Source organism: Pseudomonas sp. Root401, assembly GCF_001425105.1.
Classification (GTDB): domain Bacteria; phylum Pseudomonadota; class Gammaproteobacteria; order Pseudomonadales; family Pseudomonadaceae; genus Aquipseudomonas; species Aquipseudomonas brassicacearum.
On record NZ_LMDO01000006.1, the window covers coordinates 120347 to 135147 of the forward strand.

Consider the following 14801-nt stretch of genomic DNA (forward strand, 5'->3'; position numbering starts at 1 on the left):
GATCTTATTAACCTTTAAGCTGAGCCAGGGCGCGGTAGTCCGCTCCCAGCGTGGCCTGTAGAACTTCTTTCGGATAATCGTCGGTCACCACCGCTTCGCCCATGTGGCGCAGCAGCACCAGACGCAGACGACCGTCGATCACTTTTTTGTCGATTGCCATGTGTTCAAGAAAATCCGCCTCGCTCATTTCCTCGGGCGGAACCACCGGCAATCCGGCGCGCTGGAACAGACGAATACCGCGATCACGCTCCTGTTCGCTGATCCAGCCCAGGCGCGCAGACATCTCCAGGGCCATGACCGTACCGGCCGCAACCGCTTCACCGTGCAGCCAGACACCATAGCCCATGTGGGTTTCGATGGCATGGCCGAAGGTGTGACCCAGGTTGAGGGTGGCGCGCACCCCCGACTCACGCTCATCGGCACCCACCACGGCAGCCTTGGCGGCGCAGGAGCGTTCGATGGCGTAGGTCAGGGCCACTTGATCAAGTGCCCGCAGGCGGTCGACGTTCTCCTCGAGCCAGCCCAGGAACGGCTCGTCGCAGATCAGCCCGTACTTGATGACTTCCGCCAGCCCCGCAGACAGCTCGCGGGCCGGCAAGGTATTGAGGGTGGCGGTGTCGATCAGCACCACATTGGGCTGATAGAAAGCACCGACCATGTTCTTGCCCAGCGGATGGTTGATCCCGGTCTTGCCGCCCACCGACGAGTCGACCTGCGACAGCAGCGTGGTGGGGATCTGGATGAAATCGACGCCGCGCTGATAGCAGGCGGCTGCAAAACCGGCCATGTCGCCGATCACACCACCACCCAAGGCAACCACCGTGGTGCGCCGATCATGGCGTGCGGTCAGCAGGCCGTCGAAAATAAGTTGCAGGGTTTCCCAGTTCTTGAAGGCTTCGCCGTCGGGCAATACCACGGAAATGACCGAGAAGGCCGACAGGCTGCGGGTCAGGCGTTCCAGATACAGGGGCGCGACGGTTTCATTGGAAATGATCGCCACTTGCCGCCCGGCGATATGCGGTGCCAGCAGTTCGGGCTGGTCCAGCAAGCCTTCGCCAATATGAATCGGGTAGCTGCGCTCGCCCAGGTCGACCTTAAGTGTCTGCATGTGTCCCCACAGTGAAGATGGAATCAGGCGTCCTGCCTGCAATTAACGAAAGTCCGCGGTGCTTGTTCTGACGCCAGTTAATGGCCATCCGCCACGCCCCAGGCGGGCCATGACGGGACGTCGAGGATAGCGCATTTCGCCAAGCGCATTAACGGGGAGGCAGTTGCTGGAGGCGATCGAGAATGTCCAGCACCACCATCCGCGGCGGCCGCTCGTCGGTTTCCACCACCAGGTCGGCGATCTCCCGATACAGCGGATCACGCAGCTCCAGCAGGTCTCGAAGGGTCTTGGCCGGGTCGGCGGTGCGCAATAACGGGCGGTTGCGATCCCGGGCGGTGCGACCGACCTGCTGCTCGACAGAAGCATGCAGATAGACCACTCGTCCACCGGCATGCAGCGCCCGACGATTGGCTTCGCGCATCACCGCGCCGCCACCGGTGGCGAGCACCACGCCATCGAACGCGCACAGCTCGGCGATCATCGCCTGCTCACGGTCACGAAAGCCCGGTTCGCCTTCCTTGTCGAAAATCCATGGGATATTGGCACCCGTGCGCAATTCAATTTCCTTGTCGGAATCTTTGAACGGCAGGCGCAGCTCTTTGGCCAGCAAACGGCCGATGGTGCTTTTTCCAGCGCCCATCGGCCCAACAAGAATCAAATTTCGCACAGAATCAACGACTCACAGCAATCGCCTGGTTATTCATGATACGCGGAGTGAGGAACACCAGCAGCTCGGATTTGCTATCCGAAACCACATCACGCCGGAAAAGGCGGCCAAGATACGGCACATCGCCAAGAAATGGCACCTTATCTACAACCTTGCTCTGAGTATTTGAGAAAACCCCGCCAATCACAATGGTCTCGCCATCATTGACCAGGACCTTGGCATTGACCTCGTTTTTCTTGATCGGCGGCACATCATTCACCTTGTTCAGGTAGTCCGGCTCATCCTTGGTGACCTTGACCTCCATGATGATCCGGTTGTCTGGAGTGATCTGCGGGGTCACCTCCAGCGACAGCGAAGCCTCCTTGAACGACACCGACGTAGCGCCACTGGAGCTGGCTTCCTGATAAGGAATTTCCGTGCCCTTGAGGATCTTTGCCGTCTCCTTGTCGGACGTCACCACCTTGGGCTGGGAGACGATCTCCCCGTTGCCGGTTTTCTCCATGGCCGTCAGCTCAAGGTCCAGCAATACGTTGTCGGTGATGAAGGCAATGCCGATGCCCGAGGTATTGCCCGAGGCGCCCAGATCGACGAACGGCTGGTTGGTGCTGGTGCTACCCGGCGTGCCAATGGTGGTGGAATCGCCCGTGGTAACCCCCGAGGAGCTCCAGTTGCCCTTGTTTTGAATCGAACCGCCCCAGCGCACGCCCAGGCTTTTGTCGTAGTCGACGTTGGCTTCGACAATCCGCGCCTCGATCATCACCTGGCGCACCGGAATATCCAGTTGCGCCACGATCCGGCGCAGTTCGTCGAGGCGGTCCTGGGTCTGGTAGGCAATGATGTTGTTGGTTCGCTCATCGACCGTGATCGTGCCGCGCTCATCGGCCTTGGCCTCGGCACTGGTCACCGACTGGAACAGCTTGGCGATGTCGGCCGCCTTCGCATAGTTGACCTGCAACAGTTCACGCCGCAGCGGTGCCAGGTCGGCAATCTGCTTCTGCGACTCCAGTTCCTGGCGCTCACGAGCGGCAATTTCATCGGCCGGAGCCACCAACAGCACGTTGCCGACCTTGCGTTTGTCCAACCCCTTGGTCTTGAGCACCAGGTCGAGCGCCTGGTCCCAGGGCACATTCTGCAACCGCAGGGTGATGCCACCCTGCACCGTGTCGCTGGCCACGAGGTTCAGGTTGGTAAAATCGGCAATCAGTTGCAGGACCGAACGCACCTCGATGTCCTGGAAGTTGAGCGAGAGCTTCTCGCCACTGTAGGCCGCGCGGTCGGCGTTGCGTTTTTGCAGGTCGTCGACGGTCATGGGCCGGACGCTGACGGTGAGCTTGTTGTCGGTCTGGTAGGTCGAGTAGTCAAAAGTCCCGCTGGGTTCGATGCTGATGGTCGCCAGGTCGCTGCCGGCGCTGGCATTGACGAATTGCACCGGGGTAGCGAAATCCTTGACGTCCAGGCGCACCCGCAGCGGCTCGGGCAACTGGGTCCTGGCGAAATTGAGGATGATCTTGCCTTCGCGCTCCTGGATGTCCGGGGCGATGGACGGATCAGACAGGTCGATCACCACGTTGCCTTCGCCCTGGGTCCCGCGCTGGAAGTCCACCCCACGGATCGCCTTGCCCACCGGCGCACTGGCCCTCGCAGGCGCAGCGCTGGCAACCGCCGGGCGCGGCGGCTGGGTAGTGGAGTTCTTCGGGGCGGCGCCCTTGCCAACCACCACGAACAGGTTGTTACCTTCGATCCGGGTGTCATACGGCGCCAGTTGGGTAAGGCCGATGATCAACCGAGTACGATCCCCAGCCTCGACCACGGTGGCGCTGCGTGCATTGCCCCCGCCCAGGTCACGGCGCTTGCTGGAAAGTTGATTGGTCACGCCCGGCAGGTCCAGTGCAATCCGCGCCGGTTGTTCGGTGGTGTAGCCCCGGGGTGATGGCGGCGGCCCGTCGAAGGAAAGCTTCAACTCGACACGGTCCCCCGGCAGCGCCGCCACATCCAACGTCTTCAGGCTGGCCCCGAGAACCATCGGCGACAACAGCGCTATCCATAGCGAAATACCGAGGGCTGAAAAAAACCTGTTCATTGTTCGAGTTCCACTATGAATGCTCTTTCAAAGGAATGGTCCGTGGTCGCTCCAGCCAGGCACCCTCGCCATCGGGAACGATTTCGACCACATCGACCTGGGTGGCACTGATGTTGACGATCCGCCCGTCGTTGCGTCCCAGATAGTCACCGACCTTGAGCCGATGCACCCCGCCCGCGCCCCGCAGGAGCGCGAAGGAGCCACTGACGTTGGAGATCGTACCGACCATTTCAAACTGCTCGATGTTGAAGCCTTCCAGATACTGTTTGACCCGGTTCGGGTCGGGCCGGACGTTGCGTGAGCCCCGCTGCCGTTCGGCCTGGTCCACGCGGACCTGCCGGGAAAACGGGCTGCGCAGGTTGGCGGCACTGTAGGTAAAGGTTTCGTAGGGTCTGAACGTCGGCGTCGGCTCGATCTTGCCGGGCGGCCGCAGGCGCACTTCGTTCATGTAGGCGTCCAAATCACTGAAACCGTTGTCGTTACCGCAGCCCGCCAACGCGACCAGGCCTGCCAACAGGCAGATGCGACACACCGGCCTCATGGTTGCGACTCCTGCTCGTTGTACCGGTAGGTCTTGGCCTGGATGCTCATGCGCAGCTTCGCGCCGGCATCAGGCTCCATCGGTGCGATATCAAAGTCGTGCAGCGTGACAATCCGGGGCAGCCCCGCCACCCCACTGACGAACGTCGCCAGGTCGTGGTAGCCGCCGGTCACGGTGATCTGGATCGGCAACTCGATGTAGAACGGCTGGGTGACCTCCGGCAGTAGTTTGATTTCCTCGAACTCCAGGCCGCTGCCCAGGCCGGTGCGAGTAATGTCCTCCAGCAGGCCCGGCACTTCGGTATCGCTGGGCAATTGCCGCAACAGCACACCAAAAGACGTTTCCATCTGTTTCATCTGCTCGGTGTAGCGCTCCAGGTTCGCGGCCATGTGGGCCTTGCCCGCGAATTGCGCCTTGAGGGTGTTTTCTTCCTCGCGCACCTGCTGCAACTGGTTCTCCAGGTCACTCAAGGCAAAGTTATAGCCCAGCCCCAGCACCAGGACCGCCAGCAGGACACCCGCCAGCCATTTGATCGGCGCGGGCCAGGAACCGATGTTGTTGGTGTCCAGGTCACTGAGATCGATCTTGCGCAGTGCGTCGAACCACTCCCCCGGTTTCATTGGGCGTCCTCCGCATCGGCCGGGCGGGTCTGGCGAACCGTCAGCTGGAAGACATTGGCCTGGTCGAGCTGCCCAGCGGTGGTGGCCTTGACCTCCGCCAGGCTGGGCGTGTCGAACAGGTCCGACGAGTCCAGGTTGCGCATCAGGTCCGAGACCCGGTTGTTCGATTCCGCGGCCCCCTTGATCGAGAGCGTCCGGTCTTCCATCTTCACTTCGGTGAAATACACCCCGTCCGGCAAGGTCCGCACCAGCTGGTCGAAGATGCGCCCGCTGACCGGCCGGTTACCTTGCAAGTCCTGGATGATGCGCATGCGCTCCAGCAATTGCTGGCGACGGGCCTTCAATTCGCTGATCTGTTTGATACGCTCGTCCAGCACGGCGATCTGCTCGGAAAGATGGCTATTGCGAGCGACCTGGCGGTCAATGGCGCTGTCAATGTACCGGACCGCGACCAGGACCACGCCGACCGCACCGACCAGCGCCCCCACCAAGGCCAGCAAAAAGCGTTTACGCCGTTCTTCACGCAGCTCTTCGCGCCAGGGAAGCAGGTTGATCCGCGCCATCAGTCGAAACTCCTGAGGGCCAGCCCACAGGCAATCATCAGTGCCGGCGCATCACCGGCCAGGGCGCCGGCATTGACCTTGCTGCTCAGGGCCATGTTGGTAAACGGGTTGGCCACCTGGGTCGGCGTGCCCAGGCGCTGCTCGATCAACCGATCCAGGCCGGCGACCGAAGCCGTGCCCCCGGCCAGCAGAATGTGGTCCACCGCACTGTACTGGCCCGAGGCGAAGAAGAACTGCAAGGACCGCGAGACTTGCTGTACCAGGGCCTCGCGAAAAGGTTGCAGCACTTCGCTGAGATAGTCGTCCGGCAGGCCACCCTGCTTCTTTGCCTGGCCAGCCTGCTCGGGCGTCAGGCCATAGCGACGCTGGATCTCCTCGGTCAGTTGGCGGCCGCCGAACAATTGTTCGCGGGTATAGATGATGCGCCCGTTGTGCAGCACGCTGAGGGTGGTCATGGTGGCGCCGATGTCGACCACAGCCACAGTCAGCCGTTCCTGGGAGGCAGCCAGTTGCGTGGCGAGCAGGCCGAAAGCCCGCTCCAGCGCATAAGCCTCCACATCGACCACCCGGGCCGTCAGCCCGGCGAGCGCCAACGCGGCCTCGCGGACCTCGACGTTTTCCTTGCGGCACGCCGCCAGCAGCACTTCGACGCGCTCGGCACTGCGTGGCGAAACACCCATCACTTCGAAATCGATGGCCACCTCATCCAGGGGATAGGGGATGTATTGATCGGCCTCGATCTTGAGCTGGTTTTCCATGTCATCGTCGGACAGGCCGGCGTCCATCTCGATGGTCTTGGTGATCACCGCCGAACCCGCCACCGCCACCGCCACGCTACGCAAGGGCGTCTTGGCCTTGGCCAACAGGCGCGACAACGCCTGCCCCACCCCTTCGAGCTCGGCGATGTTTTTCTCGACCACAGCGTTGGCTGGCAACGGTTCGACCGCGTAGGACTCGACGCGGTATCGATCGCCCTGGCGGCTCAACTCCAGCAGCTTCACCGACGTCGAACTGATGTCGATCCCCAGAAGCGCATGGGCTTTTTTATTGAAGAGTCGTAGCACTACCAATTCCCTATGACTATCCGTGAGTTACGGACTCTCTAATATGCATTGCGTTCAATCACGCCGGTCCGACGGACGTCCGGATGGCATTCCCGACGAAAAAAAATGCTTATAATGCCCAGCGTTTTTTTTCGCTTTGTTGCAAGCACGGGTCCATCCCTGCACCTGGCGCCTTTTTCATTCTTTGTCTGGATATCCAAAAGCCTTGATTCGTCTGCTGAAATTTTTCGGATGGTCCATCGTCGCCGTTTTCTGCGGACTGCTCTTGGGCCTGAGCGGTGCCTTTCTTTACCTTAGTCCGGGATTACCGTCCGTGGAGGCGCTGAGAAGTATTCAGTTGCAGATTCCTTTGCGGGTGTACAGCAGCGACAACAAGTTGATCGCCGAATTTGGCGAAATGCGCCGCACGCCGATCCGTTTCGCCGACATTCCCCCCAATTTCATCAATGCGTTACTAAGTGCTGAAGACGACAACTTCGCCAATCACTACGGCGTCGACCCGGGCAGCCTGATGCGCGCCGCCAGCCAGTTGGTCAAGAGCGGACATATCCAGTCCGGCGGCAGCACCATCACCATGCAGGTGGCCAAGAACTTCTTCCTGACCAGTGAGCGCAGCTTCTCGCGCAAGACCACCGAGATCCTCCTGGCCCTGCAAATCGAGCGGCAGCTGACCAAGGATGAAATCCTCGAGCTGTACGTGAACAAGATTTACCTGGGCAACCGCGCCTACGGCATCGAGGCGGCGGCGCAGGTGTACTACGGCAAGTCGATCCGCGACGTGAGCCTGGCGCAGATGGCGATGATCGCCGGCCTGCCCAAGGCACCCTCGCGTTTCAACCCACTGGCCAACCCGGCACGCAGCAAGGAACGTCGCGACTGGATCCTGGGGCGCATGTACAAGCTCGGCAAGATCAGCGAGGCCGACTACACCGCCGCGATCAATGAACCGCTGAACGCCAGCTATCACGTACCAACCCCGGAAGTGAACGCCCCGTATATCGCCGAGATGGCCCGTGCCGAGATGGTCGGGCGCTATGGCAGCGACGCTTACACCGAAGGTTTCCGCGTGACCACCACGGTGCCGAGCAACTTGCAGGAAATGGCCAACACCGCGCTGCACGAAGGCCTGATGACTTACGACCAGCGCCACGGCTACCGTGGCCCTGAATCGCGCCTGCCGGGCAAGACCAAGGAAGCCTGGGCCCTGGAGCTGACCAAGCAGCGCACCATCAGCAGCCTGGAACCGGCGATTGTCACGTCGGTGGACAAGGACGGCATCAAGGTGCTGACCCGTAACGGCGAGCTGGAGGAACACGTGGCCTGGGACACCATGAAGTGGGCCCGCCCCTTCCTCAACACCAACAGCATGGGCGCCAACCCACGGCAACCGTCCGACGTTGCCCAGGTCGGCGACCTGGTCCGTGTCCAGCGCCAGGCGGACAACACCCTCAAGTTCAGCCAGATCCCGGCCGCCCAGGGCGCCCTGGTATCCCTCGACCCACAGGACGGTGCCATCCGTTCGTTGGTCGGTGGCTTCGCCTTCGAGCAAAGCAACTACAACCGCGCGTTGCAGGCCAAGCGCCAACCGGGCTCAAGCTTCAAGCCGTTCGTCTACAGCGCCGCCCTGGATAACGGCTACACCGCCGCCAGCCTGGTGAACGACGCACCGATCGTGTTCGTCGATGAGTACCTGGACAAGGTCTGGCGACCGAAGAACGACACCAATACGTTCCTCGGCCCGATTCGTCTGCGCGAGGCGCTGTACAAATCCCGCAACCTGGTCTCGATCCGCCTGCTGCAGGCATTGGGCGTGGACCGTACCATCGACTACATCAGCAAGTTCGGCTTCAACAAGCAGGACCTGCCACGCAACCTGTCCCTGGCCCTGGGCACCGCGACCTTGACGCCGATGGAAATCGCCACCGGCTGGAGTACGTTCGCCAACGGCGGGTACAAGATCACCCCGTACATCATCGACAAAATCGAAAGCCGCAACGGCGAGACGCTGTTCGTCGCCAACCCGCCACGCGTCCCCACGGGTGAGCAGGCCAGCGATGGCGTCGCCGCACCGTCCACCGAGACGTTCACGGTCAATGGGACACCGGGCGAAGCCACCACGGCCCCGGGCCTGCCCCAGGCGCCGGCCATCGCGGAACGCATTGTCGATGGCCGCACCACTTACATCCTCAACAGCATGCTGCAGGACGTGATCAAGCTCGGCACCGGCCGTCGCGCCCTGGCCCTGGGCCGCACTGACCTGGCGGGCAAGACCGGTACCACCAACGAATCCAAGGACGCCTGGTTCTCCGGCTACAACGCCGATTACGTGACCACCGTCTGGACCGGTTTCGACCAACCCGAAAGCCTGGGCCGCCGCGAGTTCGGCGGCACCGTGGCACTGCCGATCTGGATGAGCTACATGGGCGCCGCCCTCAAGGACAAACCGCCTCACACCCAGCCGGAACCGGAAGGCATCCTCAGCCTGCGGGTCGACCCGGTCAGTGGCCGCGCCGCTACACCGGGCACCCCGGGTGCGTACTTCGAACTGTTCAAGAGCGAAGACACGCCACCGTCGGTCAACGAGCTGGGCAACGGCGTCGCACCGGGCAGCCCGCTGCCGGCGGACGAAGCGGCGCCGATCGATCTGTTCTGACCGCCCCCCAAAAAAAGCCCCGCCCTCGGAAGAAGTGCGGGGCTTTTTTATCCCGTGCGGATCCCGTGGCGAGGGGATTTATCCCCGCTCGGCTGCGTAGCAGTCGTAATCCGGCTGGCGCGGCTCATCTATTGTTCCGCGCTGCCTGCATGAGGGGCTGCTGCGCAGCCCAGCGGGGATAAATCCCCTCGCCACAGGTTTTCGGTATATTCAGGAAAGAGTTTCCACCCGTACAAATTCAGACAACAAAAAGCCCCGACTCACAGGAGCCGGGGCTTTTTTGTTGAAGCGCTACAACGGCTTAGCCGTTGAACACATCATCCACGCTCTTGAGCGGGTAGTTCTTCGGATACGGCAGGGTGGCCACGCCAGTCTCGATGGCGGCCTTGGCCACGGCGTCGGAGATCAGGGTGATCAGGCGGGCGTCCATTGGTTTCGGGATGATGTACTCACGACCGAATTCCAGCTTGATGCCGCCATAGGCGTCGCACACTTCCTGAGGCACCGGCAGCTTGGCCAGTTCGCGCAGGGCGTTGGCGGCCGCGACTTTCATTTCTTCGTTGATGCGCTTGGCGCGAACGTCCAGGGCACCGCGGAAGATGAATGGGAAGCCCAGTACGTTGTTGACCTGGTTCGGGTAGTCCGAACGGCCGGTGGCCATGATCACGTCGTTACGAGTCGCGTGAGCCAGTTCCGGGGCGATTTCCGGATCCGGGTTGGAGCACGCGAACACGATTGGGTTCGGTGCCATGCGCAGCAGGTTTTCCGCGCTCAGCAGGTTCGGACCCGACAGGCCGACAAACACGTCGGCACCGTCCAGCGCGTCCGCCAGGGAGCGCTTCTCGGTCGTGTGGGCAAACACGGCCTTGTACTGGTTCAGGTCGTCACGGCCGGAGTGGATCACGCCGGTACGGTCAACCATGAAGATGTTTTCGATCTTGGCGCCCATGCTCACCAGCAACTTCATGCAGGAGATGGCCGCAGCGCCAGCGCCGAGGCAGACGATCTTGGCTTCCGGCAGGGTCTTGCCGGCGATTTCCAGGGCGTTGATCATGCCGGCCGCGGTAACGATCGCGGTGCCGTGCTGGTCATCGTGGAATACCGGAATGTCGCACTGTTCGATCAGGGCGCGCTCGATCTCGAAGCACTCTGGTGCCTTGATGTCTTCCAGGTTGATGCCGCCGAAAGTGATGGAGATGCGCTTGACGGTGTCGATGAAGGCTTGCGGGCTCTCGGAATCGACTTCGATGTCGAATACGTCGATACCGGCGAAGCGCTTGAACAGCACGCCCTTGCCTTCCATGACTGGCTTGGAAGCCAATGGGCCGAGGTTACCCAGGCCGAGAATCGCGGTGCCATCGGAAATGACTGCAACCAGGTTGCCTTTACCGGTGTATTTGTAGGCCAGTTCAGGGTCGCGAGCGATTTCGCGGACTGGTTCGGCTACGCCGGGGCTGTAGGCCAGCGACAAATCGCGAGCAGTAGCGGTGGCCTTGGTGAGCTCGACACTCAGCTTCCCTGGACGAGGATTAGCGTGATATTCGAGAGCGGCAGTTTTCAGATCAGACATGTGGGCATTCCGCTTTTTACTGTGTTGGACAGACGGACCGCCGAGGATACGCGCCTCGCAAAGTCCCCACAAGACTGACCAGTCACTGCTGTCAAGCGCCCCGCCCTACGACTTTGGGCCAAGAGCCGCGAAACACAAGGGACGCATGCATACAATCCATTGATAAAATGTCTACAATTTTCTTCTTACAAGACCGCTTGCAGCATGGCGGGATCGGTCAGCGGCAACATCCATCGCGCCTGCCCGGCCTTGTTGCCGCCACGCCGGGCGCGGTCGACGACCCAACCACGGGCCTCGATTTTTCGGCCCTTCAGCCGCTTCAGGGCCGAGGCGTCGAAGCGACCCTGCACACCGGGCGCAATGTGCAAGACAACCGCCCCCTGCAATTCAATCCAGATGCCACCGCGATTGCGCTGCACATTTTCGACACGTCCGCTCGTCAGCACGAAACCGGGCGCTTTGATTTGCTCCGCTCGCACGACGGGCGATTTCTTCCAGAGACCGGACCTGGCTTGCCGCGCATGACGCTCGGCCATTTGCTGGCAACTGACCAGGTCGACGTTCGGCGCAACCGCCACCAGAAACCCCAGCCCCTCGGCAATCAACCGCTCCTCGAGGTTCTCGCCCTGGGCGTTGTAGACATGGGCCAGCGTGCGGCCGTAATCATCCCGGTCATCCTTGCCAGGCAACACGCCCACTCGGCCATCGCTGGCGGCTACCAGGGCTTCGAGTCGCTGACGCGCCGCCACGGCGAACGGTTCGTCGGCGCGGCCTCGCTTGCCCAGTTCCGGACTATTGAGCCCAATCATCCGGACGCGTCGGCCATCCTCCAAGTACAAGGTATCGCCATCCACCACCCGCTGCACCGCCACCTGGGGCAGGTTGCCCGGCGAAGGACAGGACGCTTGGGCACCGCAGAGCCAAATCGCAGACACAAAAAAGGCGCCCACAAGGGACGCCTTTTTCATCAGTCTGGAGCGGTCGAGACGACCATCCAAAATGATCAGCCTCAGGCTTTTGGAGTAACTTTGCCGAAAGCACCGAAACGATCGGCGAACTTCTGAACACGGCCGCCGGTATCCAGAGTCTTTTGCTTGCCGGTGTAGAACGGGTGGCATTCGTTGCAAACGTCGATCGCCAGGGCTTTGCCGTAGGTCGAACGCGTTTCGAACTTGTTGCCGCAGCTGCAGGTTACGGCAATTACTGGGTATTCCGGATGGATATCGGTTTTCATGCTGTTTTCCTCAGGCTAGCGTGCCGCCACCCAACACTATTGTTGAATACCGCACGTAATTAGGCCGCGGATTCTACCAGACAACATCAATCACGCAAGCTATGACTTGTACCAACCGTCTGCTAGGCTCCCGGCCTCAAGCACAATCCCTGTGGGAGCGAGCTTGCTCGCGATAGCGGTGGGTCAGTTGCAGTGATGCTGGCTGTGCCGCAGCCATCGCGAGCAAGCTCGCTCCCACATTGAATCGTGCTCAGCCTTGCGAACTTGTCCGCCTATCGAGATCCCCCGCGTGCCCGACGCCATCCTGCGCCTCGCCTTGCCTTCGCCCCTGCGCCGCCTGTTCGACTACCGCGCCCCGGCCGGGGTCCTGCGCGCCCAGTTGCACCCGGGCATGCGCCTGCGGGTGCCGTTCGGCCGGCGGGAGATGATTGGCATCCTGGTGGAGGTCACCGACCACAGCGAGGTCCCGGTCGACAAGCTCAAACCGGCCCTGGCCCTGCTCGATGCCACGCCACCACTGCCCGCCGCGCTGTTCAAGTTGTGCCTATGGACGTCCCAGTATTACCAGCACAGCCTTGGCGACACCCTGAGTTGGGCGCTGCCGGTGCTGCTGCGCCAGGGCGAACCGGCCGAGGCGCGCCAGGAGCGGTTCTGGTCGGTGGCGCCCGGCGCCTCGCTGGACGATCCACGCATCGCCCGCGCCCCGCGCCAGCGCGAGGCCTTGGCGACCCTGGCCCAACATCCCCACGGCGTGGCTCATCAATTGCTGAGCAAACTGATGCTCAGCAAGGACAGCCTCGACCTGTTGCTGGCCAAGGACCTGGTCCAGGTGGAGGTGCGCAGGCACGCCCCCGGCGCCCGCCATGAACATTGGCTGGCCCAGCCGGAACTGCCGCTCAACGCCGAACAGCGGGCCGCTTGCGAAGCGATTCGTGCAGGTTTCGACAGTTATCATGCCTTTCTGCTGGCAGGTGTCACCGGCAGCGGCAAGACCGAGGTCTACCTGCAACTGATCCGCCAGACCCTGGAGGCCGGCAAGCAGGCGCTGGTACTGATTCCGGAAATCAATCTCGGCCCGCAAACCCTGGCGCGCTTCGAACAGCGCTTCAACGCCCAGATCGCCCTGGTGCATTCGGCGGTCAACGACCGCGAACGCCTGGAGGCCTGGCTCGCCGCCCGTGACGGCGAGGCCGACATCATCATCGGCACCCGTTCGGCCCTGTTCACACCGATGAAGAACCCTGGCCTGATCATCATCGACGAAGAACACGACGGCTCCTATAAACAGCAAGAAGGCCTGCGCTATCACGCCCGCGACCTGGCACTGGTGCGCGCCCGCCAGGAAAACATCCCGATCGTCCTCGGCTCGGCCACGCCATCGCTGGAAAGCCTGCACAACGCCTACACCGGCCGCTACGGCCTGCTGCGCCTCAATGAGCGGGCCGGCGGCGCCAAGCAACCGCGCTTCCTGCGCCTGGACGTGAAAAGCCGCCCGCTGGACAGCGGTATTTCCGGGCCGATGCAGCAAGCCATCGGCCAGACCCTGGCCGCCGGGCAACAGGTCCTGGTGTTCCTCAATCGCCGCGGTTTTGCCCCGACGCTGTTGTGCCACGACTGCGGCTGGATGTCTGGCTGCGAGCGCTGCGATGCGCGGATGACCGTGCATCAACGCCATGGCGAGCTGCGTTGCCACCATTGTGGCCACGTCGAGCGCGTGCCAAGGCATTGCCCGCAGTGCGGCAAAGTGGACTTGCGCCCGGTCGGCGCCGGCACCGAACGCGCCGAAGAACGACTGGGCATCCTGTTCCCCGATTACCCGGTACTGCGGGTGGATCGCGACAGCACTTCGCGCAAGGACGCGATGAACCAGTTGTTCGCCACGATCCAGAAGGGCCAGCCGTGCATCCTGGTGGGCACGCAGATGCTCGCCAAGGGACACCACTTCCCACGGGTCACGCTGGTGTCGATCCTCGACGCCGATGGCGGACTGTTTTCCGGTGACTTCCGCGCCAGCGAGCGCATGGCGCAGTTGATCGTCCAGGTCGCCGGCCGGGCCGGGCGGGCCGAGGAGCCGGGCAAAGTGATCATCCAGACCCACCTGGCCGATCACCCGTTGCTGATCCAACTGACCGAACAAGGTTATTTCGCCTTCGCCGAACAAGCCTTGAGCGAACGCCGCAGCGCCGGCCTCCCACCTTTTGCCCACCTGGCGCTATTACGGGCCGAAGCCCACAAGCCGGGGCAGGCCGAAGGCTTTCTCGATGAGGCCTGCAGCGAGGCAGAACGATTGTTGGCGGAGCAGAACCTTACCGGCATCGAACTCTTGGGCCCGGTGCCGGCGCCAATGGAACGGCGGGCCGGGCGCTATCGCGCGCAGCTTTTATTACAGGCCAATGCCCGGGCACCGCTGCATCGACTGCTGAGCGCCTGGCTGCTGGTACTGGAACAGATGCCCAGCGGGCGGGCGGTGCGCTGGTCGCTGGATGTGGATCCGGTGGATTTGTATTGACTCACACATCGTCATCGCGAGCAGGCTCGCTCCCACAGGGAATCGCATTCCAATGTGGGAGCGAGCCTGCTCGCGATGACGCTCGAATAGTCACCACACATCCCCAACCGACCCGCTACAGTTGGCAAGCCCGTCTTCGCCACGGATAATGCCCAGTTTTTCCACCAGCGCATCAAAGCGCCGCCGCGCCTG

Annotated in this window: 12 protein-coding genes; 2 read left to right on the forward strand and 10 right to left on the reverse strand. The window is 62.2% G+C overall.

Annotated features, from left to right (window positions below):
• Positions 1-7 precede the first annotated feature (7 nt).
• From aroB to ASC85_RS06840, 7 genes are all read right to left on the reverse strand, one after another.
• Positions 8-1108, reverse strand: coding sequence for a 3-dehydroquinate synthase (gene aroB, locus ASC85_RS06810; RefSeq protein WP_003196985.1), 1101 nt, complete (start codon positions 1106-1108; stop codon positions 8-10).
• Positions 1109-1256: 148 nt separating this feature from the next.
• Positions 1257-1775 carry a shikimate kinase AroK gene (aroK, locus tag ASC85_RS06815; RefSeq protein WP_003196983.1) on the reverse strand — a complete coding sequence of 173 codons (519 nt, stop codon included), beginning with the start codon at positions 1773-1775 and terminating at the stop codon, positions 1257-1259.
• Between the two features lie 4 nt (positions 1776-1779).
• Positions 1780-3855: a type IV pilus secretin PilQ gene (gene pilQ / locus ASC85_RS06820; protein WP_057448748.1), complete on the reverse strand. Its 2076-nt coding sequence runs from the start codon at positions 3853-3855 to the stop codon at positions 1780-1782.
• A gap of 13 nt (positions 3856-3868) precedes the next feature.
• Positions 3869-4396, reverse strand: coding sequence for a pilus assembly protein PilP (locus ASC85_RS06825; RefSeq protein WP_003196979.1), 528 nt, complete (start codon positions 4394-4396; stop codon positions 3869-3871).
• Positions 4393-5016 carry a type 4a pilus biogenesis protein PilO gene (pilO, locus tag ASC85_RS06830; RefSeq protein WP_057448749.1) on the reverse strand — a complete coding sequence of 208 codons (624 nt, stop codon included), beginning with the start codon at positions 5014-5016 and terminating at the stop codon, positions 4393-4395. The genes ASC85_RS06825 and pilO overlap by 4 nt, the downstream gene beginning before the upstream one ends.
• Positions 5013-5579: a PilN domain-containing protein gene (locus ASC85_RS06835; RefSeq protein WP_057448750.1), complete on the reverse strand. Its 567-nt coding sequence runs from the start codon at positions 5577-5579 to the stop codon at positions 5013-5015. Before ASC85_RS06835 ends, pilO begins: the two co-directional genes overlap by 4 nt.
• Positions 5579-6643, reverse strand: coding sequence for a pilus assembly protein PilM (locus ASC85_RS06840; RefSeq protein WP_003196973.1), 1065 nt, complete (start codon positions 6641-6643; stop codon positions 5579-5581). Before ASC85_RS06840 ends, ASC85_RS06835 begins: the two co-directional genes overlap by 1 nt.
• A 208-nt stretch (positions 6644-6851) precedes the next feature.
• Here ASC85_RS06840 and ASC85_RS06845 point away from each other — a divergent pair, with 208 nt between their 5' ends.
• Positions 6852-9296, forward strand: a complete 2445-nt coding sequence (locus tag ASC85_RS06845; protein ID WP_164488474.1) for a penicillin-binding protein 1A — start codon at positions 6852-6854, stop codon at positions 9294-9296.
• 301 nt (positions 9297-9597) lie between these two features.
• On the opposite strand, the gene ASC85_RS06850 is transcribed toward ASC85_RS06845, so the two are convergent.
• The 3 genes from ASC85_RS06850 to rpmE all read right to left on the reverse strand — a co-directional run bounded on the left by ASC85_RS06850 (position 9598) and on the right by rpmE (position 12100).
• A complete protein-coding gene (locus ASC85_RS06850; RefSeq protein WP_003196970.1) occupies positions 9598-10866 on the reverse strand; it encodes a malic enzyme-like NAD(P)-binding protein in 1269 nt (422 codons plus the stop codon).
• A 185-nt stretch (positions 10867-11051) separates the two neighbouring features.
• Entirely contained in the window at positions 11052-11834 is a 783-nt protein-coding gene (locus tag ASC85_RS06855; protein WP_057448752.1) for a thermonuclease family protein, read from the reverse strand.
• A 41-nt stretch (positions 11835-11875) separates the two neighbouring features.
• Positions 11876-12100 (reverse strand): 50S ribosomal protein L31, encoded by a 225-nt coding sequence (rpmE, locus tag ASC85_RS06860; protein ID WP_003196965.1) that lies wholly within the window; start codon positions 12098-12100, stop codon positions 11876-11878.
• A 289-nt stretch (positions 12101-12389) separates the two neighbouring features.
• Here rpmE and ASC85_RS06865 point away from each other — a divergent pair, with 289 nt between their 5' ends.
• On the forward strand, positions 12390-14609 hold the full coding sequence (locus tag ASC85_RS06865; protein WP_057448753.1) for a primosomal protein N': 2220 nt from the start codon (positions 12390-12392) through the stop codon (positions 14607-14609).
• Positions 14610-14801: the final 192 nt, after the last annotated feature.